32 protein-coding genes and 1 pseudogene are annotated in these 25,087 nt (G+C 52.0%); 2 read left to right on the forward strand and 31 right to left on the reverse strand.

The window, feature by feature from the left end; genetic code table 11:
• From ACOYW2_RS15675 to ACOYW2_RS15780, 22 genes and pseudogenes are all read right to left on the reverse strand, one after another.
• Positions 1 to 513, reverse strand: coding sequence for a phage baseplate assembly protein V (locus ACOYW2_RS15675; RefSeq protein ID WP_482767081.1), 513 nt, complete (start codon positions 511 to 513; stop codon positions 1 to 3).
• Positions 513 to 1,520 (reverse strand): phage late control D family protein, encoded by a 1,008-nt coding sequence (locus tag ACOYW2_RS15680; RefSeq protein WP_482767082.1) that lies wholly within the window; start codon positions 1,518 to 1,520, stop codon positions 513 to 515. Before ACOYW2_RS15680 ends, ACOYW2_RS15675 begins: the two co-directional genes overlap by 1 nt.
• Positions 1,517 to 1,711: a tail protein X gene (locus ACOYW2_RS15685; RefSeq protein ID WP_482767083.1), complete on the reverse strand. Its 195-nt coding sequence runs from the start codon at positions 1,709 to 1,711 to the stop codon at positions 1,517 to 1,519. Before ACOYW2_RS15685 ends, ACOYW2_RS15680 begins: the two co-directional genes overlap by 4 nt.
• Positions 1,704 to 3,959 carry a phage tail tape measure protein gene (locus ACOYW2_RS15690; RefSeq protein WP_482767084.1) on the reverse strand — a complete coding sequence of 752 codons (2,256 nt, stop codon included), beginning with the start codon at positions 3,957 to 3,959 and terminating at the stop codon, positions 1,704 to 1,706. Before ACOYW2_RS15690 ends, ACOYW2_RS15685 begins: the two co-directional genes overlap by 8 nt.
• Positions 3,960 to 4,069: 110 nt before the next feature.
• The gene (locus ACOYW2_RS15695; protein WP_482767085.1) at positions 4,070 to 4,372 is read right to left on the reverse strand and encodes a hypothetical protein; all 303 of its coding nucleotides are present in this window, start codon (positions 4,370 to 4,372) and stop codon (positions 4,070 to 4,072) included.
• Positions 4,373 to 4,423: 51 nt separating this feature from the next.
• On the reverse strand, positions 4,424 to 4,942 hold the full coding sequence (locus ACOYW2_RS15700) for a phage major tail tube protein (RefSeq protein ID WP_092208087.1): 519 nt from the start codon (positions 4,940 to 4,942) through the stop codon (positions 4,424 to 4,426).
• Positions 4,943 to 5,008: 66 nt separating this feature from the next.
• Positions 5,009 to 5,188, reverse strand: coding sequence for a hypothetical protein (locus tag ACOYW2_RS15705; protein WP_482767086.1), 180 nt, complete (start codon positions 5,186 to 5,188; stop codon positions 5,009 to 5,011).
• A complete protein-coding gene (locus tag ACOYW2_RS15710; protein WP_482767087.1) occupies positions 5,139 to 6,344 on the reverse strand; it encodes a hypothetical protein in 1,206 nt (401 codons plus the stop codon). The genes ACOYW2_RS15705 and ACOYW2_RS15710 overlap by 50 nt, the downstream gene beginning before the upstream one ends.
• 108 nt (positions 6,345 to 6,452) lie before the next feature.
• Positions 6,453 to 6,665 carry a hypothetical protein gene (locus tag ACOYW2_RS15715; protein WP_482767088.1) on the reverse strand — a complete coding sequence of 71 codons (213 nt, stop codon included), beginning with the start codon at positions 6,663 to 6,665 and terminating at the stop codon, positions 6,453 to 6,455.
• Positions 6,666 to 6,725: 60 nt separating this feature from the next.
• Positions 6,726 to 7,214, reverse strand: a complete 489-nt coding sequence (locus tag ACOYW2_RS15720) for a hypothetical protein (RefSeq protein ID WP_482767089.1) — start codon at positions 7,212 to 7,214, stop codon at positions 6,726 to 6,728.
• The gene (locus ACOYW2_RS15725) at positions 7,214 to 7,780 is read right to left on the reverse strand and encodes a phage tail protein (RefSeq protein WP_482767090.1); all 567 of its coding nucleotides are present in this window, start codon (positions 7,778 to 7,780) and stop codon (positions 7,214 to 7,216) included. Before ACOYW2_RS15725 ends, ACOYW2_RS15720 begins: the two co-directional genes overlap by 1 nt.
• Complete coding sequence (locus tag ACOYW2_RS15730) at positions 7,777 to 8,076, reverse strand: hypothetical protein (RefSeq protein WP_482767091.1); 300 nt, start codon at positions 8,074 to 8,076, stop codon at positions 7,777 to 7,779. The genes ACOYW2_RS15725 and ACOYW2_RS15730 overlap by 4 nt, the downstream gene beginning before the upstream one ends.
• Positions 8,073 to 8,603: a hypothetical protein gene (locus ACOYW2_RS15735; RefSeq protein ID WP_482767092.1), complete on the reverse strand. Its 531-nt coding sequence runs from the start codon at positions 8,601 to 8,603 to the stop codon at positions 8,073 to 8,075. The genes ACOYW2_RS15730 and ACOYW2_RS15735 overlap by 4 nt, the downstream gene beginning before the upstream one ends.
• The gene (locus tag ACOYW2_RS15740) at positions 8,600 to 8,944 is read right to left on the reverse strand and encodes a DUF5675 family protein (RefSeq protein WP_482771040.1); all 345 of its coding nucleotides are present in this window, start codon (positions 8,942 to 8,944) and stop codon (positions 8,600 to 8,602) included. The genes ACOYW2_RS15735 and ACOYW2_RS15740 overlap by 4 nt, the downstream gene beginning before the upstream one ends.
• Before the next feature lie 70 nt (positions 8,945 to 9,014).
• Positions 9,015 to 9,674 carry a hypothetical protein gene (locus ACOYW2_RS15745; RefSeq protein ID WP_482767093.1) on the reverse strand — a complete coding sequence of 220 codons (660 nt, stop codon included), beginning with the start codon at positions 9,672 to 9,674 and terminating at the stop codon, positions 9,015 to 9,017.
• Between the two features lie 50 nt (positions 9,675 to 9,724).
• Positions 9,725 to 9,922 carry a DUF7210 family protein gene (locus ACOYW2_RS15750; RefSeq protein WP_482418977.1) on the reverse strand — a complete coding sequence of 66 codons (198 nt, stop codon included), beginning with the start codon at positions 9,920 to 9,922 and terminating at the stop codon, positions 9,725 to 9,727.
• The gene (locus ACOYW2_RS15755; RefSeq protein ID WP_482767094.1) at positions 9,912 to 10,988 is read right to left on the reverse strand and encodes a major capsid protein; all 1,077 of its coding nucleotides are present in this window, start codon (positions 10,986 to 10,988) and stop codon (positions 9,912 to 9,914) included. The genes ACOYW2_RS15750 and ACOYW2_RS15755 overlap by 11 nt, the downstream gene beginning before the upstream one ends.
• Positions 10,989 to 11,028: 40 nt before the next feature.
• Positions 11,029 to 11,391, reverse strand: a complete 363-nt coding sequence (locus ACOYW2_RS15760) for a head decoration protein (protein ID WP_482767095.1) — start codon at positions 11,389 to 11,391, stop codon at positions 11,029 to 11,031.
• A 37-nt stretch (positions 11,392 to 11,428) separates the two neighbouring features.
• Positions 11,429 to 11,989, reverse strand: a complete 561-nt coding sequence (locus ACOYW2_RS15765) for a hypothetical protein (protein WP_482767096.1) — start codon at positions 11,987 to 11,989, stop codon at positions 11,429 to 11,431.
• A gap of 22 nt (positions 11,990 to 12,011) precedes the next feature.
• Entirely contained in the window at positions 12,012 to 12,659 is a 648-nt protein-coding gene (locus ACOYW2_RS15770; protein WP_482767097.1) for a S49 family peptidase, read from the reverse strand.
• Positions 12,652 to 14,228 (reverse strand): annotated as a pseudogene (locus ACOYW2_RS15775) (phage portal protein). Before ACOYW2_RS15775 ends, ACOYW2_RS15770 begins: the two are co-directional and overlap by 8 nt.
• Positions 14,225 to 14,446 carry a DUF6148 family protein gene (locus ACOYW2_RS15780; RefSeq protein ID WP_092216030.1) on the reverse strand — a complete coding sequence of 74 codons (222 nt, stop codon included), beginning with the start codon at positions 14,444 to 14,446 and terminating at the stop codon, positions 14,225 to 14,227. The pseudogene ACOYW2_RS15775 and the gene ACOYW2_RS15780 overlap by 4 nt, the downstream one beginning before the upstream one ends.
• A 386-nt stretch (positions 14,447 to 14,832) precedes the next feature.
• On the opposite strand from ACOYW2_RS15780, the gene ACOYW2_RS15785 reads away from it, so the two are divergent.
• Complete coding sequence (locus ACOYW2_RS15785; protein ID WP_482767098.1) at positions 14,833 to 16,380, forward strand: metallophosphoesterase family protein; 1,548 nt, start codon at positions 14,833 to 14,835, stop codon at positions 16,378 to 16,380.
• Positions 16,381 to 16,714: 334 nt separating this feature from the next.
• On the forward strand, positions 16,715 to 17,875 hold the full coding sequence (locus ACOYW2_RS15790; protein ID WP_482767099.1) for an STAND family AAA ATPase: 1,161 nt from the start codon (positions 16,715 to 16,717) through the stop codon (positions 17,873 to 17,875).
• 308 nt (positions 17,876 to 18,183) lie between these two features.
• On the opposite strand, the gene ACOYW2_RS15795 is transcribed toward ACOYW2_RS15790, so the two are convergent.
• The 9 genes from ACOYW2_RS15795 to ACOYW2_RS15835 all read right to left on the reverse strand — a co-directional run bounded on the left by ACOYW2_RS15795 (position 18,184) and on the right by ACOYW2_RS15835 (position 24,690).
• Entirely contained in the window at positions 18,184 to 18,678 is a 495-nt protein-coding gene (locus tag ACOYW2_RS15795) for a hypothetical protein (RefSeq protein WP_482767100.1), read from the reverse strand.
• Entirely contained in the window at positions 18,675 to 19,043 is a 369-nt protein-coding gene (locus ACOYW2_RS15800; protein WP_482767101.1) for an AAA family ATPase, read from the reverse strand. The genes ACOYW2_RS15795 and ACOYW2_RS15800 overlap by 4 nt, the downstream gene beginning before the upstream one ends.
• Before the next feature lie 22 nt (positions 19,044 to 19,065).
• On the reverse strand, positions 19,066 to 19,815 hold the full coding sequence (locus ACOYW2_RS15805; RefSeq protein ID WP_482767102.1) for an AAA family ATPase: 750 nt from the start codon (positions 19,813 to 19,815) through the stop codon (positions 19,066 to 19,068).
• A gap of 217 nt (positions 19,816 to 20,032) precedes the next feature.
• The gene (locus tag ACOYW2_RS15810) at positions 20,033 to 20,218 is read right to left on the reverse strand and encodes a helix-turn-helix domain-containing protein (RefSeq protein WP_482767103.1); all 186 of its coding nucleotides are present in this window, start codon (positions 20,216 to 20,218) and stop codon (positions 20,033 to 20,035) included.
• Positions 20,219 to 20,224: 6 nt separating this feature from the next.
• Positions 20,225 to 22,153, reverse strand: a complete 1,929-nt coding sequence (locus ACOYW2_RS15815) for a terminase gpA endonuclease subunit (protein ID WP_482767104.1) — start codon at positions 22,151 to 22,153, stop codon at positions 20,225 to 20,227.
• Positions 22,150 to 22,917, reverse strand: coding sequence for a hypothetical protein (locus ACOYW2_RS15820; protein ID WP_482767105.1), 768 nt, complete (start codon positions 22,915 to 22,917; stop codon positions 22,150 to 22,152). The genes ACOYW2_RS15815 and ACOYW2_RS15820 overlap by 4 nt, the downstream gene beginning before the upstream one ends.
• Positions 22,914 to 23,528, reverse strand: a complete 615-nt coding sequence (locus ACOYW2_RS15825; RefSeq protein WP_482771041.1) for a DNA-methyltransferase — start codon at positions 23,526 to 23,528, stop codon at positions 22,914 to 22,916. The genes ACOYW2_RS15820 and ACOYW2_RS15825 overlap by 4 nt, the downstream gene beginning before the upstream one ends.
• Before the next feature lie 192 nt (positions 23,529 to 23,720).
• Positions 23,721 to 24,251, reverse strand: a complete 531-nt coding sequence (locus tag ACOYW2_RS15830; RefSeq protein WP_482767106.1) for a ParB/Srx family N-terminal domain-containing protein — start codon at positions 24,249 to 24,251, stop codon at positions 23,721 to 23,723.
• Positions 24,241 to 24,690, reverse strand: a complete 450-nt coding sequence (locus ACOYW2_RS15835) for a transposase (protein ID WP_482767107.1) — start codon at positions 24,688 to 24,690, stop codon at positions 24,241 to 24,243. The genes ACOYW2_RS15830 and ACOYW2_RS15835 overlap by 11 nt, the downstream gene beginning before the upstream one ends.
• Positions 24,691 to 25,087: the final 397 nt, after the last annotated feature.

Here is a 25,087-nt window from a genome sequence, read left to right on the forward strand (position 1 = left end):
TTATTTGCTCGCAATAACTGTTGTTGATGCGTCCACATGGGGTTTGCCGTCGAACTTACAAATGGACTTGTCCGTGATCACCCCGCCCAGCTCCCCTCCGCAATCCAGGGTCACTTTATCGGCTTTTACCGTTACCTCCCCGCCCTTCACCGTGATGTCCAGGCTGTGCGTTTTCCTGTCGTAGGCCATGACGGAGCCATCCCCAAAGGTCACATGGGTCAGGTGGGATCCGTCTGCAGGTGGCGCGTCCACGTCGGAGTAGATCGCCCCCAGGACAAAGCCCTGTTCCAGGCCAATGGGCAGAAAGATACAAGCCACCTCTTCTCCAACGTCGGGCATGGCAAAGAACTTGTCCGTCTGGGTCCGGGGGAAGAGAACCGGCAGCTTGTGGGTGGGATGGCCATGGACCTCCACCTTCACGGATCCGCCCACCACTTCGGTCACCGTGCCCACCTGGACCATGCTGTTCACCTTCTCCTCCAAGGCCTTCATGCGTTTTTCGATCTCGATCATCAGTACCCCAGCACCTTTCTCAGGGTTGCGTTTGTCTTGTAGCCGGAGCCCAGGGAGTGCTTGGCCTCGTCGATGAAATAGATGCCGTCAAAGATACCGAATCCCTCTACCTTCACATTTAGCCCGGCCAGGGCCCGGGGATTGCCCACCAGGGAGAAGCTTGCCTTCACCTCCTCCTTGTTCGCGCTCCGGAGTTCAGCCACGGCCTGGGTCTGGGCTTCGGCGATGGACTCCACCCGGCTGTTTACCACAAGGACCTGACCGGTCTTCGGACTGTTCTCCGGGGTAAAGGTGTGCTCCACCAACCTCTTTTTTGTCGGGTCAAAAAACTGCACCGTGCATGCCCGATAGATGTTGTGGGACTTGGTATTGAACGACCAGGTCAGAATCTCGGAGGCCCCCTTTCTCAAGGTGAACACCGGGGCCTTGGCTTCAAAGATTTTCCCCTGGTAGAGAACCAGCTTCTCTTCGGCCATCTTCAGGTTGAGGCCCCGCGCCCGGCAGAGCCTTGCCAGAAGAGCAAGATCACTCTCCTTGCTCTGGGTCACCCGCTCGTACGGTGCGTCCTGGTCGGCGCTGAAAAAAAGGGAGAGCCCGTGCTCTGCCGCGATGCCCCCGGCCAGCTGCTCCAGGGTGATGGCTTCCCAGACCCGTTCCTTCAGCTCGTTCTTGATGGCCGTGGAGGTCATGGAGCTGATGGCCTTCATGGTGACGATTGCAGGAGGCCCGCTTGATGTGATGTCATCCACCTGAAAGGATCCGCAGGAGAGTGAAAGATCCCCCAGGTCACCCCATGCCGAGCACTCAATCTCCGCCTTTACCCGGGAGCCCTTCTCCGGAAACCAGTCTCCGGCCCAAAGCCCGGCGGTGTCCTCCAGGGTGATCTGAAGATCATCGGCCTTGCCCGATGCAAAATCGGAATAGGTCATGCTCTTTAAATAAGGTGAGATCTCTTTCGAGATGTCTTTGCCTTCAAAATTCAGGTTCAATCGTGCTTTTCTCATCATGATTTCCAGGGGGGTAAAACGGTTTCGGTTCTCTTCCCGTGTCCGATCAGCTCAATCCGGCGCTGAAACCACGTACTCCGATGCTCCGGGTTGGCCGCAATCAGTCGGGCCATATGCATCTCGCTTCCCATGCGGGTCAGGGCGATGGCATCCCACATGTCGCCCTGCCGTGTGGTGTATGAATCAGGCAAAAGCGCGCCTCCTGTCGTCGTGGTGAATATCCGTCATAACCTTCCGGACACGCTCTTCGCTCTCCATCATGCTCTGATCCGCCGCCGCCTTGAATTCGGCAACGTTGGAGCCGGTGGCCGTGATATGAATTTGGGGTTTGTACTCAATAGCGGTGCTGGAACTGTTCATGGCCGCCGGGGAAACCTCTGGGAACTTCACAGGCGTCACGCCCTGGCTCTGTCTTTCAGGGAAAGGCACCACATTGTCCGGAGGCGTGGGAATGTTCCCGGCGACATTGCCCACCTTGGCGGCCTTTTCTGCCGTTTCAGTCTCTTCGTCACTCCCGAAGCCAAAGAAACGACCTCCAATTTTCATGAATTTCTTGATCTTTCCCCATATGGAGTCCACCAGCTTCTGGAAGGGTTCGAACTTCTTGTAAAGAACAGCACCAAGCCCCACCAGAACGGCCACACCGCCGACAATCAACCCGATGGGGTTGGCATTCAGGGCCACGTTCAAGGCCCATTGTGCTGCTGTCATGGCATAGGTGCCGATGGCCGCTGCCTTTTGAACTCCCGCCAGGGCTATGGTTTTCATTTTTGATAGTGTGAGATGTTTGTTGATGAGCTGATAGGCCGTCTTTGCCCTTAACAGCCCTCCAGACACAAAAGTCCAAGCATACCCTGCGGCAACTGTTGCAGCAGTCAAGGCAATGGTACCGCCTGTCAGCATCCCCGCTACTTTCGTGACTGTTGGGTACTTTTCTGATGCGGCAGTAAGCTTGCGTGCAATAAAGGCAAGGGATTGAGCCGCACCTGAGATGGCAGGTGTCAGGGTGTTTCCAAAAGTTATGGCGAGGCTTTCTGATGCAGAACCAAAGTTTTTAAGAGCTCCGACGGTTGTGTTGTCCATGATATCGGCAATGGACTGGGCGGTAACTTCTCCGTCTTTCACTTTTTTTGTGTATTCGGTGATGCCCTTTTTCCCTGCCTGAGAGAGCAGTTCCGTTAAACCAGACGCCGGTTCCTTGCCAAATATGGTACTGATTACATCCAACTTCTCGGCATTACCCATACCGTTTAGTGATTCGGATAGATCAGCTAAAATTTGTGCAGGCTTCCGAAGATTACCTTCCATGTTTGTGGCCTGGACACCCAACTCCTGGAGTGTACTTAGTGCTGCGGTTGACGGCGCGGAAAGCCCCAAAACCATACTTTTTAAGGTGGTGCCCCCCATGCTTCCTTTGATCCCAACGTTGGCAAGGAGTCCGGCCATAGCGGAGGTCTCTTCAAGGGACATGCCAGCTTTCGCCGCAACAGGCGCTACATACTTCATAGTCTCGCCCAGCATCTCCAGGGAGGTGTTGGAACTGGTGAAGGTCCGGGTGAGGACGTTGGAAACACGGTCCATCTCAGAGGCCTCTAAGCCAAAACCGGACATGATATCTGACGCAATATCTGATGCGACGCCAAGCTCTACGGCACCGGCCTTGGCCATGTTAAGCACGCCCGGCATAGCAGAGATGATTTGCTGACTATCAAAACCAGCCATGCCCAGATATGACATGCCCTGAGCTGCTTCACTGGCTGAGAAGGAGGTCGTTGATCCAAGTTCCCTCGCTTTTGCCGTCAAGGCCTGGAAGTCTTTGCCGGTGGCTCCGGTAAGGGATTTCACCTTAGCCATGCTTTGTTCAAAATTGGCCGCAATCATGACAGGAGCCGCCACCGTTGCTCCCAGGGCCACAGCGTCAAACAGCTGGCCCTGCATGTTGGCGCGTTTGTCCTTCACGGCCTTCTGTTTCATCATGAGCTTCTGAAGCTTGTCCTGCTTGCGCCGGGCAAGGTCGATGGACTGGGCCAGCTTCTGGTTGTGCATCACCAGCTGCCCCGTCTTGATTCCGGTAGAGGCCATCTCCCGCCGAAGCTCGGAAAGGGAGGTCCTCTGCTCCCCCAGTGACGTTTTCAGTTTTTTTGCTTTTCGGTTCGCCGCATCAAACTGGCTCTGAAGCTTCTTGGTGGGCTTTGCCGTGGCGGCCAGCTGAGCGGCAAGGGCCTTGCTCTCGTTCTGGGCTTCAAAGCCTCGCTCCGTCTCCTGGATCTCCTTTTTCAACGTGCCAAACCGATCCACCTTGGCCTTGGATTTTTCAAGCTGGCTGATCTTCTGCCCCAGTGCGCCCACCGTCTGGGACGCACTGAGCATCGAGCCCTTGAACGTTGGAGCCACCGAACCGTTCAGCTTGAACGCTATGTCATATACCCGTGATCCCATCGCCTACGCCTTCTCATTGAAATCCGTGATCCATTCAAAAAGCTCCGGGAAGGGCATCTGGTAAAAGAATGCCACTCCCGTCCGGGTTACCTTGCCCATGTCCAGGCACGCTAAGCGGATCTGCCGGGCACTTGGTCTTCCATACCGTGCAAAAAAAGCTGCACCTCCATGGCAATATTCGTGCTGTCCCTGGCGGACATGGACCGGATGGTTTCAACGGAAAGATCCGCCGCACGGGCCGCAAGGCAATGGCAGTAGGCATGGCTCAAGGTAAGGCTCGTCATCTGGCCCCCCATGGCAAGGTACTCCCGCTCCGCCTGCGCCATGTCCTCCCCCGTGAGCCCCTCCAGGTCAGGGTCGTTGTTGATCTCTTTGCCTTCAAAGGTGATGGCTTTTTTCAGCTTGATTTCCATCTTGGTTTTTCCTTTTTGAAAAATGTCTACGCGTAGACATCGGTTTGATCGTTACAGCCCCAGGGCCTTGTTCACGTCGGACAGGCAGTCCACACCGTTCACCGTGTAAAGGTTGTTGAGCTTGTCGATGAGGATGCTTTCCATCCCGTCGATCATGAGGTTAAAGCGGGTGAGTTCCAGCTCCACGCTGGAGTCGTTACCCTCCCCCACGGCAAACTTGCCGAAGCTGGTCTTTTTGGTGGATCCCTGGCCGGAGATCCGTACGGGCATCACCTTCCGCACGCCGCTTGCCGTGTCCTGGACCTGCATGGCCCCGCGCAGGTCCACCACGTGGGGAACGGGCATGTTGAAGAGGTTCACGTCCTGGCTGATGGTCCGAAAGTTGATGGTCATGGCCATGGCCCCAATGTGCCCGAGGATGGGAACCGAGATCTCACCCAGGATGCCTGCCCCTTTGAGGGAGGCGTTCAGGGGCTCGATGTCCGGCACGGTGACGTCCACCACGCCCATCATGTCCTTGGCGCCGCCGTAATAGAGGCGAAAGTTGGTCAATACTTCAGGGGTATTCATGCGCGCACTCCTGTATGGTTTTAAGGATGTCTACGCGTAGACATCCGAAAACCTGTTAAGCGAAAATTAAGCGAAAAGGGTTGAAAAGTAGGCCGGGTCGTACTCCTGGATGAAGTCGATCTCCCGGGCGGGTGAAGGCGGCGTCATGTAGACATGGAAACGGGAGATCCCATCCATCATGTCCGTCACCGCGTTTTCATCGGCCTGAAACTCCACCCGCGCGCCCAGGAGAAACTGCCGGGACACCAGCCCGTCCAGCCACATCTGGGCAGAATCCCGGATGGTCTCGATGAGCCGCCGTTTTGCAGGGGCGTCCACCCTGGACCAGTGGCTCAGGATCAGGGTGTTGCCCACCCAGGTGAACATCCGGCTCACCGAGATCCAGGAATCCTTGGGGTCGGTGTTGGCCGGGTAGCAGGCCGTCCGGTTGCCCCAGCACTTCCACCCGCCGAATAAAGTTCAGGGCCGTCACGATGCCGTTACCGTTCAAATAATTCGCCTGCTCCGGCTGAAGCCACACCTCCTTCCCGTTTGCCACCATGGCGTCCATCTGAAAGTTGTGGTTCGAAGGCGAAGCGTAGGGGATATCCTCGTTGTCCGCGTCCACCTTGGCCATGAGCCCGGCAAGCTGGGTAGACATGTGAAAGGTCTTCCCTCCCAGCTTCACCCTGGGCCAGCAGACCACCTGGGCCGGGTCGGTGAGGTTGTTCTGGTTCTTGTATTCCGGGGCGTCGCTGTACCGGGTCACGGTGGCGTCATCGATGTCGATAATCGCCTTGCAGGAGAACAGCCCGTTGATGGTTTTGGCCTTGGCCGTCATCACCGCCGACACCGTGGAGGCCGAAGACCAGCCCGGGGCCACGATGAGCCCGGGCACCAGGCGATACTTGGGGAACACCTCGTTCACCAGCTCCAGGCCGGTGAGGGCACCGGTCTCTGCGTCCACCCCGCCCACGATATCCGCCGCCGTCACCTTGGACGGATCCGCATAGGTGTAAGTTCGATTGACGGTGGCCCCTGCCTTGATTGAGCCGGTAGGGATGCGCTTGATGGTCCCGGCAACCCGGTCCACCTCATAGTCGGTGTTCTCCACGTAGGTGGTGGACTTGTCCGAAGAGGTCACCACCACCGGTCCCAGGAGGTCCCCGTGGTCCAGCTTGATCTCGTCATCGGCAAAGGTGGCCGCGCCTTCGGCCACATCGGCCTTGTGAACCGCCGGGTCAAAGACGTTGATGAAGACAATGGGGGCCAGGGCGAACAGGACAAAGTGGGAATAGATGAACTCACAAAGCGTGTACTTCTCCCAGGCATCGGAATAGCCCAGCAGCTCCACGGCCTCTGCGTAGGTATAGACCATGGTCACCTTGTTCACCGGCCCTGCCCCGCCCTTGGCCAGGTGCACGGGCCGTGCCCACCACCACCGGCAACGACGCTGAAACCCTCCGGGGCGGCGTGATGGACGTGGGCATCTGCCGATGCGTCGTTTAAACACCGTGTCTGTATGTCATGATTACTTGGCTCCTTTCGCTTCGGCGTATTTCCGGGCCAGAAGGGATTCAGGGTTGTTGAGGTCGGCCATGGCCGGGGCAAGGGCCTCCACCGGAACCAGGAAGCGCTTCAGCTCAGTCCGCTCCTTGAAAAAGGCCGCCACCTCTTTGGGCAGGCCGTTTCGAAAGACCTGATACCGGCTGATGTGCACCGGATGCCGAACCTCCGGCCCCACATAGGCCACCTGTTCCGTTTTTGCCCTTTGCCGCCGTTGATGTTGTTTTCTTTGCTGCCATTAGAGACATGCCTCCACGTCTTCCGTTAATGTTTGCCGGATCCCCGAGGTCTCCCAGTGGGTGGTGATCTCACCCTCCGCATGGGGCTGGGGTTGAAAATACTTTGCGTCCGGGTCTCCGCACTCCCAGGTCACCGGAAGTTTCAAGGTGTACAGTCCGTCTTCGGTGCGCCGCTTTGAGAGCACGATCTTCCGGCACCGGGTGAGAAGGTTCAGGATGTCGTTCACCCCGGCCTCTACCCCTTCGAAGCGGGTCATTCCGCAGAGGATCTTCACCGCCACCTCCGAGCTTTCGTCCTGGTCGGTTCCGGAGACGGCCTGAAGGATCACGTAAGGGAAATCAATCTGCCCCTGTTTTTTGGGGGGAAGCTCACCAAGAAAGATCTGGGCCGGAGCGTAGGACGCCCCGGCACCGGGAACCCGGAACCGAATCTCCTTCAGGCCATCTGCCAGAATGGCCTCCACTCCTTTGAGCAGTCCAAAGGGCATCACTTGCCCCCTTTCTGGATCAGGTAGTTCATTTCGTGGTCCAGGTTCTTGGAGAACCGGGCCGCCGCAGCTCCCTGGAGTTCTTGCAAACGCCCAGTTCTGACCTGGGGCACCGCCGGGCCGTCCAGTTGCCGAATAGGAAGCCGGTGCGCGGCAGACCGTTTATAAAGGCTCACGTGGCCGGACTTCATCTTTTGCACAAACCCACCGCGCACCACCTTGCGGGTGGCCTTCACTTGAACGGTGACACCTGCCTTGGGCCGCCTCTTTGTGGGGCGTGCCGGTTGCGCGCCGAACCGGTAAAGGGGTATCCGCTGGCCGGAGAAGGTGGCCGTGGCCTTCAGGCGCGCGCCCGATGCATTGGACTTCCTGAAGGTCTTCTTCACGTCGGCGGGCTTGATGTTGTAGGCCTTGCCAGCCTCCCGGGCCGCGTCCATCTTCACCCCGGTGATGGCCCGGTTCAGGCTCTTGCGCATGGCGCCCTGGGCCTGGCCCCCGAAGGAGGTCAAAAACATCTCCGCCCGTTCCGCGTCCTTGTCGCTTATGGAAACCTGAAGAACACTCATGACTCATTCCTGTAAAAGGTCACTTCCAACAGCCCGAACTCATCCTCCACGGACTTCACCCGAAGGGCCTCTCCATCCAGCTCCACAATTTCCTCCGGCACCGGCACGGCCACGTCACCGGAAGTCAGGGTGACGGTCTTGGTGCGGATGTTCACCCCGTGGTGATCCGTGCTCGCAACCTCCCCGTCCGCCACATCCGCGTAAACGGGCTTGCCGTTCCAGAGCACGGTTGTGCCGAATTCCCCGGGGTTCACAAAGGCCGCGTTGTCCCGTGCCACCAGCTCCTGAAAATTCATGGCTTCACCTGTGACCCTTTGGCCCGGGTGCCGAACCACCAGGGAGAATACCGTCCGAAGTACCAGAGGGTCATCTTCACCACCTCCTGGTAGATGGACAGGGCCGTCCCCGCATCCAGGGCCGCAGCTCCGATACCGTCCAGCACGCCCTGGACCTCCGTGCGGGTGGTGTGCACCTGCCAGATCAGGTAGATGGTGAGGCCGGACCGGGTAAGCCCCCGGATAAAGTCCACCAGCACCAGGAGGAAGGATCCCACGGCTCCGGGTTTCACGCCTTTGGAGTAGCTGGCCGCGTCGTGGCCGAAGCTCTCTTTCATCAAAACGTCCGCCGACAGGGTGAGGGCCGTGTCCGCCTCCCGCGTGGCCGATCGGTCCCGGAACTCATACTCCTTGTCCATGGCCTCCAGATCGATCTTCCGGAGGGCCACCTCATGCTTGTCCACCTGCCGCTGCTTGAACAGGCCGAAAAGGTTTGTCACCACAGAACCGATAAGGCCAAAGGCCGAGCCCGTTAAAAGTTCAATCATCTGTAAAGCTCCTTGATCGTCAGTGTAAAAGGCTCTCGCTTAAGGGCCCGGTTGAAGGCAGACACCGCCATGCGGGAGCAGAGCACCGCCCTCTGGTTCCCCAAGGTCCCGGTGTACATCCCCAGGGCCACGCACCCCAGAAGGTGTGTCCGGAACCCCTTGGTCACATCCCCGCCGTAGTTGGCCGAGTGCATCTTGATGTGGGTCCGGCCCGGCACGTCCATCACCTGGTAGCACCACCCAAACTTCGGCGAATACACCCACCGCACCTCATAGATCCCGGCAGGGATGCAGGAGCGGTTCGGCCTGTTCTCCCGCCAGGGAAGCTCCAGGGTACAGATGGTTCATCCAGTGCCATAATCACCCCGAAGGTCCCCTGGTCGCTGGTTTCCGTGCGAAGCAGAGAGAGCCTCACGCATCCCCCTTCCCGGCCAGCACCAGGCCGCAGATCTTCAGGGAGGTGGCCCGGAGCCGGTCCAGCTCCGCCGGGGACAGGTCCCGGGTCTGCCTGCAATAGTGGATCCCCACAAAGCCCACCGGGTCCCCGTCAAAGGAGAAGATCCCCACCAGATAAAAGGAGCGGACGCCCTGCTCCGCCAGGAACTGGTAAAGCCCGAAATCCCGCTCCCGGACCATCTCAAGGTCCGGGCAATGGATCTCCTTCATCTTCATCATCTCGGTGTTCCAGCTCGCAAAAAAGGAGTTGGGCAGGCTCTGCAAGGTCGTCATGAGGGGCGAGGCCCCCACCTGGACGCGCTCATGGGTGTTGCTGCACCGGTCAAAGTGAACCCCCACCGCGTTCTGGTTGCCGTTGTGATATTGAAAAACCGTGGCACGCTCGCAATCCAGATCGATGAGGAGGCCGTCCAGGGCGTCGTTGATCTGCTTGCCCGTCTCCATCTTGCCGAACAGCTCTTTCCGGAAGCTGCTCTTCAGCCGCTCCTGGATCCGAAGCTGCCAGCCGTTCCCGGCAAACAGCCCCAGGGCCAGGGTGGCAAGCCCCACCCAGGTTCCGTGGTTGGTCATGATCTTCGAGCAGACCTCAAAGGCCTTCCAGGTTGTTGCGTCCATCTCGTTCAAGCCCTTTCGGGGGAATGTCTACGCGTAGACATCTTGCCGCCTTATTCGTCCACGTCGAGGAGCTCACACTCCTTTACCGCTACCTCAGCCATCACAGGCCCCGCCGCTTTCAGGGCGATCAGCTCATCTGCAATGTCTTCAGGTACGGTCAGCACCTCACCGGGAGGATAGTATTCGCCCTCATGTTTCACGGTTTTCAGCAGGGATATTTCTTTGAGTTTGATTTTTTTACTCGCCACAGAATGCTCCTTTGATGGCCCCCGGCAACGCTGCCGGAGGCCTGTAAATGGGATAAAAGGGTCTACAGAACGTCCGCTTCCACAACCGCTTCCGGCTCCCAGAGAACCGGCAGGGGCCGGGACTCCACCAGGTTCCACAGCACGGAAGGGTCTTTCTCTTTCCAGTTCTTGGCGAAGAACTCGCCCACCACGTTGGCGTCCAGGTCCAGGATGTTGCCGAACTCGATGCTGATCCGGGCATCGGTGGCCACCATGTAGATCTTGTCCGCCTCGATGAGCTTCTGGGGTGCCCCGGAGGCGTCGTCAAAGGAAGTCCGTACCGGTAAATCTCAATGCCGCCCAGGTTGCCCATGTAGTTGGAGGACATATCCCAGACCAGCTCGCCCACCTGAACGTGCTTGGTCCTGTCCATCCACTCGTCCTTGGGCACCTTCTTCCGGAGCCACTTGGCCGCCTCGGTGCCGCAGATCATGATGGCGGCCCCGCGCCCGAGCTTGTCCACGATCATGTCGTTCCAGGACTGAATGTCGTTCAAGGGGTCGGCATCGGCGCCCATCCATTTGGATTCCCCGGTAAGCACCACCTTGTGGTCCTCGGGGATCTGGTAATCCACCTCAAAGGCAACGTTGTCCTGCTCCACGATGATCTTGCCGGTGAGGGCCTGGGCGCACATCCACTCCAGGGTGGTGAGGACCTTGTCCTTCAGCTCCTTCATGGACTTCATGATTTTGGACTGCTCCGCTTCCTCCACCGACTTCGGCCCGGAGGCATAAAAAGGCTGCCCTGCGCCGCGCTCGCCGCGAAGCTTCTTGGCGGTGAGGGGATCCTTCAAACGGATACGCGGGGTCTTCACCGAGCGCTGGGACCGGGTAGACCCGGACACGATCTTGCCGCCCTCCACGTCCGTCACAAAGGGGGCCAGCTTCCGGCCTCCCACGGTGATGTCCACGTCAATGGTGTCCGCTTCGTTGGTGTTCCTCTCTTTAAAGATCAGGTCCTGAAGCATCCGGGGCGGGGTCTTCAGCTGCTCCACCGCCCGTGTCAGTACTCTCCATGCAATTTCCATATGTTCCTCTATCCCTTATGATCAATGCCCCCAAGGGGGCCTATTTTACGTAAATGCCCACGGCCTGAAGCTGGGCCACCGCCGCCGCCTTCTGCACCGCCGTGATGCCCTCGGGCCAGACCAGGCCCTCTGCCACGGCCTCCGCATGGGCCACGATGACGCACGGCTCATCGCTTGCCGTGGCGTCCACGTCTCCGGCCAGGATGGCCATGGCTGCCTGGGTGCCGTCGGATGCCGCCGGGGCCAGCCCGGTCAGCTTCTTGTCCGCCGTCACCTGCCCCAGGACCTCACCGGCCACATACACCCTGCCCTGCTTCAAGGTGCCGGACATCGTGATAACGGGATGGTCACCCAGAAAGGCACGATCCTTGATCACATCCCCGTGCTTAATCATCTGCTGCATCGATCTTCTCTCCTCACGTTTAAAAGGGGTTTTCCGGCTACACCAGGGCAGCCAGGGCGGAAGCCTGCTTGTCCACATCCACGGTGGTCAGGTTGTCGGCTCCGGCCTCGGGCCTCACCCCATCGGAGTGCGCCGACTGAAGCCCGTCCAGGATCGCCTGACGGCTCGCCTTGTCTTTGCCGTCCGCGTCGGCCTCTTCCTGTTCGGCGGATGCCCCGGGCGTGCCCAGCACCTGGCCAAAGGCCTCGATCTGGGCCACGGTGGCCCCACTGCTCACCAGGGCGGTGAGCTTTGTGCCCTGCTCGTCCCCCACGACGGCAGAGACGATGCCCATGATCCGCTCGGATTCCGCTTTCACCTGGTCCGTCACGTCTTTCTGGGCAGCCTCCCTGCCTTCGCTGACTGCTTTGGTGTACAAATCGGGATGTTTTGCCTGAAACTCTCCGTACTCCATGACGAAGACCTCCTCTTTCTCTTTGATTCTGGTTAAAAAGGTGTCAAAGCTCTCCTCCACGCGATCAATGAGGCCAATCTCCAGGGCCTCCTGCGCCAGGAACACTTTTCCATCGGCCATGGCGAGGGCTTTGTCTGTGGACACGCCACGGTTCCGGGCGACGTCATCAATAAAAATGGTGTAGATCTGATTCAAAGGGTAGCAGGTAAGCGGTGGACTCCTCGTCCAGGGGCTCCGAAGGGTTGCCCATGGCCTTGTATTTCCCGGCGGTGAGGTACGTCACCTTGTACCCGCCCTTCTCCTGGGCCTTGGACCGATCCACGTGCATGGCCCGAACCCCGATGCTGCCCACCTGGGCAGTGGAGGGTGCGGCAATCTCTTTTGCCGCCGAGGCAAGCCAATACGCCGCGCTGCACATCTGGCCGTCTGCATAGGCGTAGATGGGTTTTTCCAGGGCCGCCCGGTGGAGAAAGTCGGAAAGCTCTTTCACGCCGTCCACGTCCCCGCCGGGGGAGCCCACCTTAAAGCAGATCGCCTTCACCCCGGAGTCCCCAAGGGCCGTCTCCACCTGCTCGCGAATCTGCGCGTAGGTGCTCTCCCGATCCAGCCAGAAGTAGTACCTGGTCCGCTCTTTCTGAAGGGCCCCGGACACCCGGATCACCGCCACGGAGTCAATGACCTCAAGGTCCGCGCCCTCCCCGTCCGCATCGGCAAACATGGAGGCATCGATCTTGCCGGATTCCACCAGGGCCAAAATGGCCTCATAAGCATCCATGGTGATGGCCCAGGGCCGTCCATGCAGTCGCTCAGGCATTGGCACCCTCCTCTTCCTTTTCTGTCTCTTCAATCAAGGCATCCGCCGCGTCTGCCTTAGCTTTCTTCACAGCTGGGGTAGGCTCCTCAGGCAAGAGCCCGGCTGATTTCTCCTTCCGAATCTCTCGTGCGCGTTGATCAAGCACAACGTCCACATCCTGGCCGCTTTCCGCCAGAATGCCAGCAAGTGTATTGGTATTATTTTGAAGCTCCAGGTCGTGAGCCCTTGCTGTTTTAAGGGGGTCGATCTCGCCTCGTTTCGGGGGAATCCAGGTGGCCCGTGTATAGGCATGACGTGCGTCGTACCAATCAGGGGATCCGGCAGGCAGGGTAATCATCCCCCGGAGCCACGCCTCTTCCAGGACCATCTCCCAGACCTTCTGACAAAATCGATCCACCAGCCACTTCTGGTAAAATTCAAAAACACGCCACGCTTCCATGAGGGCCGCCCGAGCGCTGGAATAATTGGTCTTTGAAAAATCCTTGGCCACAACCTCATAGGGCATCCCCACAGAAACACCGATCCCCCGAAGGATCCGCTCCACAAACTCTGGGAATGTGTTACCGGGTCGGTTGGACTCCAGAACCTTGGGTTCTTCTCCTGGGTTGCCGTAGATCATTGTCCCCGCAACCACATCCTGGTGGCGTGTGAGTTCACCGGCGGCCACTTCGTTTCCGTTCATGTCACGGCCCGAAGTCGCGTCTTCTGCATTTGGGGTTTTGATAAAGACGGGAAAGCTGGCCGCCACGATGGCGCCCACCAGCTCAAAATCAAGGTAGTCGTTCAGGTCCCGGAAGAACTTCATCCCGGGGCCAGAAGGGAGATCCCCCTCACCTGCTCATCCTCCTTTTTTACAAAGGAGTGGAACACGCCGGGCCGATGTCCCACCCTGGCAGGAACCTGGGCAAAGCTGGCCGAAGGAAGGCTGTAGGAGGTGTAGCCGTTATCCGGATTGGCAATCCAATAAGACGAGGGTCTCCCGTTCTCACCAAAAGCCACCCCATCACGGATGCTGGTGTCCTGAGTCAAATCGGAAGGCGTATACATCCGAAGGGGATTCACACACTGCAAGGCCAAGGAAAACGTCCGGCCCGGCTCATCTATCATCACCGGGATCCGCAGAAACTCCCCGTTCACCACCAAAGACTGAACCGAAAGAAACTGAATCTCCCAGAAAGCAAGCTGTCCACCGGCATCCGCTTCAGCTTCCCAAATGGAAAACGCCCACTCCGCCTGGGTCTGAAATTCCTCCGCCTGCTCTTCACTCCACCCCAGCAGCTTCCAGTTGGGCCGGGACTGGGGCCGAAGCCCCGTCCCCACCACGCTCACCCCCATGCTGTCCGTGATGTTCGCCGCATGGGGATCGTTGGCCACCAGGTCCTGAGCCCGAGACGCAATGGTGCTGCGTTCATAGGGCTCAGAATCCCGGTTCATCCGGGACGTCATCCAGTTGGCCAACGTCCCGGAATGGCCCCCCGCCTTCCGATGCACACCGTAGGAGGTATTGGCCGCAACAGACGACGAGGACGAAAGGGGCCGATTATCCGGGCCATATAATAAAGGAGTCATCGAACGATCCTCCCCGTGACAAACTTCGGCCCGGCACCGGAAAGCAGCTTGCTACGCTCCTGGTCCAGAAACACTAAAGTCTTCCGGATCTCATCGATGTCAGCCCGAACAAACTCTCGCTTGCCAAGCTTATAGGATTGGTTCGCAGCTATAGCGAGGAGGGCCTGCTTGAAAGCTGCGATCTGTTCGTCGAGTTCTTGTAGAGTGAAAATAGCCATGGGGGAAATATGGCATGGTGCGGGGGTGGGTGTCTGTTACGAGAGAGACGTGTGAGATGGGAGACGTGAGAGACACTTTATTTTGGAAAGCTACAGAAAATAGCGAGGTAAAGTGGGGTAAGAATATTCGCTCATCATACTAACGTTTCCATACAAGGAACATCTTCGAAAAAACAACACCTTATAACATTATTAAAAAATTGAGCTATCCTTTACATGAATCATAGTTATGAAATATATATTATTAATAGTTCTTGGATAGTTATTTAACTTCCATAGGTAACATCCGTTAAATGAAATATTTAAAAATTTCATGGATAGTTTGAAACGCTCAAGATTTGCAGGGCTGGAGTCACAACTCTTATGCACATATAAAGGACAATGAAATGAGAATCTTGCATTTATCTGATTTGCACTACGGGAAAAGGTATCATCAAAAAATTGAAAGGATGCTGCCCAGTTTTTTGGATAAAATTGACCAAATAAATAACTGCACTAAAATCGATTTAATTGTTTTTACGGGCGATCTAATTTGGAGCGGCAATCACAATAAAGACTTTAGTGCTGTTAATGAGGTTTTTATAAAACCAATACTCAACAAAATATCGATGAAAAAGACTAACTTCATTATTTGTCCAGGCAACCATGACATGTCGAGCAAGGATGAACTACCTGCAATCAAGGAATATATAAACAATTTTTCGGACAATAGTGCTTTAGATGATTTTATAGATAGCCATGACGCACAATTTGATCTGAGTTATAGTAACTCTGATAACTATTATAATTTCATCAAAGACTATTACCCGAAAGACAATATAAACAAATTATTTCAGACATTTAAACGCAAAATCAACAACAAGAAAATTGGAATTGTTTCATTTCATACAGCTTGGAGGTCTTTCATTGGTGATGATTCTGGACATTTATTGATCCCTCGTAAGACGGTATATGAGGCGTCATCTTCGATAAATAAAAGTAATTTATATATATCTCTTATGCACCATTCGTTAAGCGACTTGAAGCTCTTCAATAAGTATGAAGTAGAAGATTTAATTTACGAAAAATTTCATATAAACTTCTCAGGTCATTACCACAAAAAAACGCAAGGAATAGTATTCACGCATGATATTGGCATGCTATCCGTTTCTTCTATGGCATCAATGTCAGGGCATGATGGCAGTACGATAGGATTTTCAATAGTTGATATTGACGTCGACACATTCGACATTTCTATATTCAATTATGGATACATGAGCGATGACAATATCTTTGCTGAAAAATCAAATATAAATCACAATCTTCCAATGAACAAAAATAAGGCTAAGCAGATTAAGACGCTCAAAACTCTAAAGGAATTTCGGCATGAGGTACTTCATGAAGCAAATTCCTTACTCATAAACTATGATGAAATTGGAGAAACGAATTTTTTAGATTTTTTCAACAAGCCTGTACTAAAAAAAGAGTCATATTATGAATCAATCGAATCTCAAAGTAATCTTTCGAAAATTGAGATGCATGAGCTAAATAATTCAAATTATATTATCTATGGAAAAGATAAATTTGGAAAAACATCGTTATTAAGAAGAATGCAACTATACTTGATCGATAGTTTCATTAAAAATAAAACCATCCCAATTTATATTGATTTAAATAACTTAAAATCACTTAGCAATTATAATTTACACAAAGAAATTATCAAAATATTCCATTTAAGTAAAACCAATGCATTAAAACTGATTGAAGACTTCAACTTTCACATATTGATAGACAACTTCAATGAAACCAATGAGCTGCATCTTGATGTATTGAACAACATTCATACAACAATTCAAAGTTACCATTTAACATTAACATCTGAAGAAAACCAAGAAAGTTATATTGGTGATGTTGCGTTTTCCAGTCAACATTTCGAAGTTTTATCAATATCCTAGTTGACAAGAAAAAGAATCAGATCTCATGCGTCATGCCTTTGAAACAGTTGCGATTCTGAAAAAACACAAGAAATTATTCAAAAAGCTATATCACTATTTGGTCAAATGAATATACCTTTCAATTATTGGCACTTATCACTTTTTATATGGATACACAAAAAAGAAAACAATATTAGTATTAGTGACAATGTTGAAATGCTCACTTTGTACATAGATAAACTACTTGAACGCGAACAGATAGCAAGATTTGATAAAAACATTGACTATGAATTATTCAAAAAACTTTTAGCCGAACTATCGCACAAGTTACTGACATAAAGACGAAAACTACTCAATGTCATATATTGAGCTCTTAGAGTTCATAACACTATTCAAAGAAGGAAACATTCGATTTATTACCGACGAAAAAGAAATTATTGATTATTTACTTGATAAGGGTGTCCTTAAAAAAGTTAGATCTATTAACAGATATAAATTTCGACTTAATGGAGTTATGGAGTTTTTCACAGCCACTTACATGGCTGAGCACCCTAAGTTCACAGATGACATTATTGAAAGTGAAGAGTATTTCTTGGTTTTTGCTAATGAAATTGAAATCCTCGCAGGATTGAACAGAAAAAATATTGACCTTCTAAAAAAAATACACAGAAAGGTTGATGAGGCTTTAAGTGAACTAAACAGACATTACAAACAAAACCCAGACGATTTTCTAAAAGATAAAATAAAAGATTCTAATTATTTAGCGAAGAAAATCTCAGAAATAAATATGAACCAACAGGTTGCCATCCCTTTAGACGAACAAGATGCTCTCTTGGATGACATAAGTCCAGTTCAAGATTTTAATGAAGATGTAAAAGTAAAAGAACCTGTTCCATTTGAGAAAGGATACAGCTTATCCCAATTAGATAAACATGTATTCATTCTAGCACGTGCATTTCGAGGCCTATCATTAATTGATGATTCTAAACAAATGAATGAGACATTTGAACTCATTATCACATCCTATATAAATATTGGCTTCGAATTTTTTAATGAAATAGATTTTTTTGCAGAAAAAAGCGAAAAAGCTATTGAGAAAAGAATGGTCAATTTATTAACATCATTCATCCCTATAGCGACACAAATGATGATTTCTGAAGCATTATTACACAAAACATTAACTCGATTTATAGAAAAACAAACAATTGAAACTGAGAAAAATATAGAAGAGAATCAATACAAGTTAATGATTCTTTATTTTATGATTCTGGATATCGATTTAAAAAACAATCTCACTATCATCGATAAAATTAAAGACAATATCTCCATGTTATCATTAAAAAATATCAGCATAATAAAATTAATCTACTTAGCATTATTTAAGTCCAACGGAGATACAAAAATAGAGGAAAAGTTAAAAAGAACTGTTGTTGATTTACAACTAACTCTAAACCCACATGCCGACAAAAGCCAATTGATTCAAACAATTGAAAAGAAGCTTTTATCGAAGCCTTAAGGTAAATTGAATGGGGTTGTGGCTTGACACTTTACACAACCCCGTTTCATTGTTTTTTGCATTGTCATCAGCTAATGAGTCCTTTATTTCGAGCCATCTTTTACAATCACAATGCGTAATTTTCCATATACATGCACCGAGCAGACTCAAACACTCCATTCTCCCACGCTACCTATGTATGGGGTTCTGTTCCGATCCCGTTTAGCGGCGTGGAATCAATTTCTTGAAGATCTCTTATACCGCAGCACCGCCCTAAGATATTCAAGAAAAGGTGTTTCACCTTCCCCTAATAATTTTACTTAGATTAATTAAGTATTCTTTTTTTCAGTTTTCCAAAACAAATGATTCATATCTATAAAAGTAATATAAAATGTATTTTTATCATATAGTTCTTTCGTTTCTTGGTGTGGGGTTCCGTGAAGATTTGCGGGGACAGTAAATCCAACAAGACGAGGCTTGTTACCAAGGCTAAATCTACCCCAGCAAACTTGGTGGGGCACATGCTTTGGGTGGACGAAATCTGATTTTAATGGAAACTTACCATACATGACAAGTTTTTGTTTCGACTCCCAATAAGACAAAGGCTGCTTACTAAATTCTTTTAAAGAATTTAACAAATCGTGCAATTGCTTTTCCGTCAAATCTTGGAAGTTCTGGCCTACTTTTTGTCCAGGATCAAAATATGAAAAATTATACTTGGATCTAATTGTCAAATTATCAGTCTTATAGTCAAGACTTGCTCGATCCATTTTTTTGAGAGCATCGTTTTTCCGACTGTTTTGAAACCTTGATTTTTTGCTCATACTCTTGGAACTCCGCCAATTTTACCAGCATTGTATATCGGCGTTAGTGGTCTATCATTTCTGACAATATCCCCCGGAATTTCATCTAAGCGGTAGGCATAACTTTCACTATTTCGTTTATTAACCAACATCACACGGTATTTTTTCATATCTTCAATAATACTAGTATTATGTGTAGAAAAAATCATTTGACCGTTATGAGGATTTGTCTCTTCGCTATCAAATAATTTTATTAATGTAGGTAGGATATGAGGATGAAGGTTTATGTCAAACTCATCAAGAATCAACACACCACCATACTGCAAAACCACTTGATAATAGGGCAAAATCATGAACAGTTCTTGAGTACCACTCGATTGACTCATATATGCTAATGTCGAATTTTGCTCATCCGTATCTACGTTCTAACAATGGAAAATAAAAGTCTTCGTCTTCTTCAGTTTTCCCTTTGTGTATTGTTATCTTTTCTATACCAACATCAGCTTCTTTGATTATATTTAACGTAAAATCAAATGAGTCCGGAAATTTTTTATAGAACTCTGATATTTTACGATGGTTCGTCGGTATTTCCTTCCGACCATATGAATCTACATTGCTCACCATACTATGGAAAAAAGAATATATTGGATCAATACACTCGAAATCATACTGATTAGCAGTGCTAATAATTGAAGCATTAGATCTCAGTTTAATTGTTCGCAAATCAGAAAATTCTTTTATGCAGTACTCTAACTTATCATTGAGCCTTTTAAACAATGGATTTAATCGTTTAACTTTTCGGTAAATAATCTCGGATAGTACCTCATTTTCATTGAGTACAACTTCATAATTATACTCTACCCCGTCAATCAAAAAATTACAGAACAATTCAACAGGTTCATCATTGTTAAAAAAAGATCTTATGGGTATATTATCATCAGGCTTAAAATTAAATGAATCGGAACAAAAATGCTTGAAAAATGATATAATTTTCAACATATTTGTTTTCCCTGAACCATTCGCACCTTTAATACAGATCAGATTAGATACAGGTTTATTCTTTGATATTTCTACCGGGCACTTGACCGGTAACTCAAAAGAAACCTCTACCCCTTCCTTAAAGGAAAAACAATTTTTTCCACCATATTTTAAAAGCATAATCCCCTCTCAAAAAATAATTAATCTATCTATATATAAATTAAGCCTCGAATAAATCCAAGCCTAATATGTAATACGCGACAGATTTGTCGAATTCCCACATTAACGCGACAACCGCACTAACTAAGACATCGTACCATAACATACTTGATATAAAGAACTTACACCCTAAAATCTCCAGTCATATGGTAATGATATTAAATGTTAAAAACTTCAATTAGCCCGCCTCCTCCTTCCGCCTCTCCACAAACTCCTCCACACTCCGTTCAATCACCCGCAACCCCCGCCGATTCCCGGTGTAATACCCCTTGATTTCCCCGGCTTCCAGAAGCCTGTACGCATGTGCCCGTGAACAAGAGATCATATCTGCCGCTTCCATTACATTCACCGTTCGTTCAATCATCGCTCGTTACCTCTTATTGTACCAGCTGGGCCGGTTTCGATTTCCTGTGATTCTTTGTCGGACGTCCTGGGCCTCTTGCTTGGGGACCGGTTTTGGTTTGGGGGCGGCTTTTTTCTTTTCTTCGACCTTTGATAGGAACCGGATGCTCGGCATCCAGGACGAATCGGCGCAAGCTGCCGCATACACCTCGCAGTCCAGTAAATGGTTCGCTCGTCCGCCGATCTGTTGCCAGCTCACCTTTCTGGTCTTCTTGTCCCGGCGCTTCTCTTCAGCAAGAAACTGCTTAGCGTAATTTACGTCTGTCTCGGAATGCAGGTAGAATCTTTGCTTGTCGGCTTTTCGTCCTGTTTTAGGGTCGGCTTCTTTATTGCCAAGGCGGACGTGTAGCAGCTCCTTTAGGTTCTGTGTATCTAAGAATCTGAGCTCCAAGCCTCCTGGGATGGGCTTGCTGCTTCGAGGCAGCTTGTCCATAACCTTCATATGCACATTTTGAAGTTGCTCTTTTGATGAGCCCTTGATTCCGAAGATCACGCCCCGACTGTTGTCCCTCAGCCATTCGTAGGCCTCTTCCGTTCGGGACCAAGTATCATCGCTGTTTATGCCGCCACCGGTATCGAGGGCAGCCCGAAAGATCCCCATGGTGTTCTGCGAGTCCTGGACCGGATACCGTGTGTTAAAGACAAGATCTTCAACGGCATCCCAATCAGAGAGGGTCCCATACTGGATGAGCCAGCTGGTGAGGTCCTTGTCCCAGGCCCTGACCACAAAATAAAAGTTGCTCTTCTGCATATCGATGCCGCAGGTGAGTGCTATGGCTTCTTTGGGCACGAGGCCAGGTGGGATGTCTGTCTTGTGGGAAAGCAATTCATCTTCATCGGCAGTGGACATAAGCGGCTTATGGGAAACAGCCTTGTGCTGAGTGTCGAAGGCCATCATTTTACGCGGTTCCTTAAGCCCTTTGAGGAAGGCAGCAGCCACTTCGGAAAAACTCACAAAGGGTGAGTACCAGGAGGGGAGGTGGTAGCCCACGGAGACAGCCCGGGATATCTCTTTTTCCGGCACCCATCGCCCGTTTTTGACAGCCCGGTTCCGATCGGTGTCGTCCCAATCCATCCCACACTTTGTGCAGGTGTACCGGGCCGACTTCTTCCTGACGACGGTTCGCGGATCCGCTTGGGAGCCCTTGGGCCAGTGAATGCTTCCGAATTCCATCTTTTGGAAGGTCCCGCAAATAGGGCAAAGGGCCTCGTAAAAATACCAGAGCTCCACCTCCTCTTTCATGAGCCTGTCGAACCCATCGTCATGGTCAGCAGGGGTGGAAAAGTAGAGGATCTTCTTGGTAAAGGGGTAGACGTTGGTCCTCACCTCGCCCAGGCTGAACGGATCTGCTTCTTTACCGGAGAACTCCGGGTACTTTCCCGGCTCATCAAAGAAGAGATACCGGATGGATTCCGAAGCCAATACAGCGGGAGAGGTGGCCCAGGCCATAAGAATATCCATGCCGTTGGTGAAGCTGATGGAGTAGGTCGATACATCATCAGCCCGTTTGCTCAACAAGTCAGCAGTCCTGGGTGTGGACTTGAGCGCCGGGATGATTTGCCGCCGGTTGATCTTCTTGACGGACTTTTCATCGGGCATCACGTACATGGCCGGGCCGGGATCCTGGTCCACGGCGTACTCCATGCAGTTGATGGCCACCTGTGTCTTGCCCGTCTGAGGGGCGAAGCACAAAAAGATTTTCTGCACCCAGGGCCTGTTCCAGGCGTCCATGGGCTCCACCAGGTAAGGGGTAAGCTCATTGGTCCACTGCCCAGGTGCCGACCCCTTGGTCACCCGCCGGTATTTTTCTGCCCACTGAGAAACGGTGAGCTTCTCTTTCGCCTTGAAGATCTGGCGCTCCCCTTCGGTAAATGTAATTGTGTTCATCGTTGTCATGCCTCGCCCTCCTCGATCTCTTGAATATCCTCCTTCATTTCAACCCGTGGGACCTGCCATTTCTTCGGTTCTGAATACCGTCCGAAGAAAGCCTCCGCCTGATCAAGGCAATAATCCACCAGATCTGAGGTTTTGTCCGTACAGCCATCCACCCGCTTGACCATCTCTCCTGCCTTAGATCTGAAAAAAGTTTCCAGGTCGTTTCGGAAGATGGACGCCCTGGCGGCCAGCTCCCCGTTGAACAGATCCCGGTCGATGTACTGGCCAGACTCCACCAGGGTCTTCATCTCCCAATGCTTGGCCTGGGCTTTCGCCTTTCTGGTTTCAGCTTCCAGCTTTTCTTTCTGGAGCTGGCCCGCCTCTTCCGCCGGGCTGGTGCCGTCTTGTCTCTTCAGGTGAAGGGCTGCGTATTTTTCCACGTCCTTGATGTGGAACACCCCGTCCACCGCTTTTAATTTCCCCTCTTTCAAATGCCCGTAGACACTTGACTTTGAAACCTTCCACCCCTTATCGTTTAGATACTCTGTTACGGCTAACGGGTTTGATAGTGTTGGAGTCGACATCTCTTCCGGCCCTTTTTTCTGTTGGCCGAGGTCATGCAAAGCTTTGTTGATCTGGTTTAAGGTACGGACATTTTCGGCGGTGGCTTCCTGCGCCACCCGGAGCTGGGCCTGCTGCTTTGCTTTAAGCAGCACCTTGAAATCCCGGTCGCTCAGCTCCCCTGCAATGTCGTTGATATCTCGCGTGTCTTTTTGTTCCGTCAAATCCGTACAACCTCAGCTTTTTTTCCGGTGAATTCTTCCCAACGATTTACAATGACCTGGCAGTAATGGGTTCCCAGTTCCATGGTGCGGCATCGTCTGCCGGTACGTTCACATGCTATGAGGGTTGAACCGGAGCCGCCGAAGCAATCCAGGACAATTTCACCCCGCTTTGATGAGTTCCGAATGGCTCGCTCGATGAGGGCAACCGGCTTCATGGTGGGGTGGTCGCTGCTTTTCAGCGGCTTGGCAACGTTCCATATGGAGGTGAGCGCATCATCCCCCTGGAAAAGAAGCTCATAATCAGGAACCCGAACCACGATGTGCTGGATTCCATCCGTGAACGTTAAAATGGACTGGCCGTCTTCCTCTTTTTCGATTGTCATCAGGGAGTCACTCTCAGTGACGCTCTGTTGTTTTCTTCCCCCGAACCACCGATGGGCCGCGCCCGGCTTCCATCCGTAAAGAATGGGCTCATGCCTGCTGTGATAATCCTGCCTGCCGAGCACAAAGCCGTTCTTAACCCAGATGAGGCACTGCTTCTGGAGCCAGCCGGTGTTGGCCAGGGCCTCCCTGAAATTTTTCCATTCCGCGTCCGAGTGGCAAACGTAGATGCCGCCACCAGGGACGGGTGCTCACACGTGTTGGTAAACGCACCGAAGAGAAGGTCATAAAATTTTTGGTTGTTCAGGTTGTCGTTTTCGATTTTCAACTTCTTCTCGGTGCCGCCTGTGTAATCCACGTTGTACGGTGGATCGGTGAACACCATGTGGGCCGACTCGCCGTCCATGAGCTTTAAGAAATCTTCATGCTCCACGGCATCCCCCAGAGAGAAGCCGGTGCTCCCCCAGAATCCAGAGGTCCCCGGCCTGGCAACGGGATTCTGCGGCCTCGTCCACCTCGGGCACGGCATCGGGATCTGTTTGTCCGGACTCCAGGAGAAGATCCCCGATGAGGTGATCAATCTCCGAGCAGTCGAACCCGGTGGCTTCAAGGTCAAAGTCGAGATCCGCCAGTTCCTTCAGCTCCAGGGCGATCTCGTCCAGATTGAAATCGGACTCCGCCACTTTGTTGTCCGCAATGCGAAAGGCCCGGATCTGCTCCGGGGTCAGGTCCGCCACGCGGATGCAGGGGACGGTGGCCATTCCAAGCTGCTGAGCAGCCAAAAGCCTTCCCTGACCAGAAATGATAACCAGGTCATCATCCACCAGGAGCGGGATGCGAAACCCGAAGGCCTCGATGGAAGAGCAGATCTTTTCAACCTGGCCCTTGGGGTGGTTCTTTAGGTTCCGGACGTAAGGAACGAGCGTCTCGACTTCTAAAAATTCAATGTGCATGAATCAGACTTTCAACTTCTTTGAGTGTTTCAAACTTCAGTCGCCACATACGAACCGTGTTGGGATGGTTCCGGACGAGCCGTGCTGTTTCTGTGTTCGAGAACCCGGCCTCAAGGAGGAAGGCCAAAAGCACCAGCTCCGTGAAGCTCTGTTGACTCCGGGCCAGAAACGTACCCGTAAGCGCTGTAAAGAATTTCCCGCAGGCCGGGCAGGTCAGACGAAGGCCGCTCCAGAAACGTTGCAGCCGATTGTCACCTTCGATTGCCGCCCCGCATCCGGGACAAAAGACACCGGCGGGATGAAGCCGCCGCAGAACCCAGTCCTGGCAAAACCCGGCATCCAGGAACTCAGGCCCGAAGGCCGCCAGGGCGTCTGCTGCCGTGAAGGTTGCCGGTGTGCCGGGGTTGATTGCCGTTGCTGTGTTTTCAGTGGTTTCCATTTTTCCAGCTCGTTTTAAAATTTAAGTGCGAAGAACTATCGCGATCAACTGTACCCGCATGGGGCAAAGCCTGAGAAGGACCCAAGCCGCTTGGGCCTCTTCGGCCCCCCTTCCCTCACCGGTCAACCCGGTCAACCCCGGTCAAACGATGCGGTCAGGGGTTAAGCCCCTGAATTCTTTTATTTGGTCAGGGTGGTCAGCCCTTTTTTTCAGAAAACAGAAAACTTTTCAGGGGGCCTCTTAACGCCTGCACACGCAATATGTGGCGTAGAGGGTTGACCGGGTTGACCACCCCACCTATCAGCCCGACTTTACATCGGATATCCGGTCAGGGGTCCGGGCGTCAGGGTTGACCAACCCCTGACCAGGGGCTGACCACTTCGAGGCCTCAAAGGCG

The sequence above is a fragment of the Desulfoluna sp. CLI2B genome, assembly GCF_056847375.1.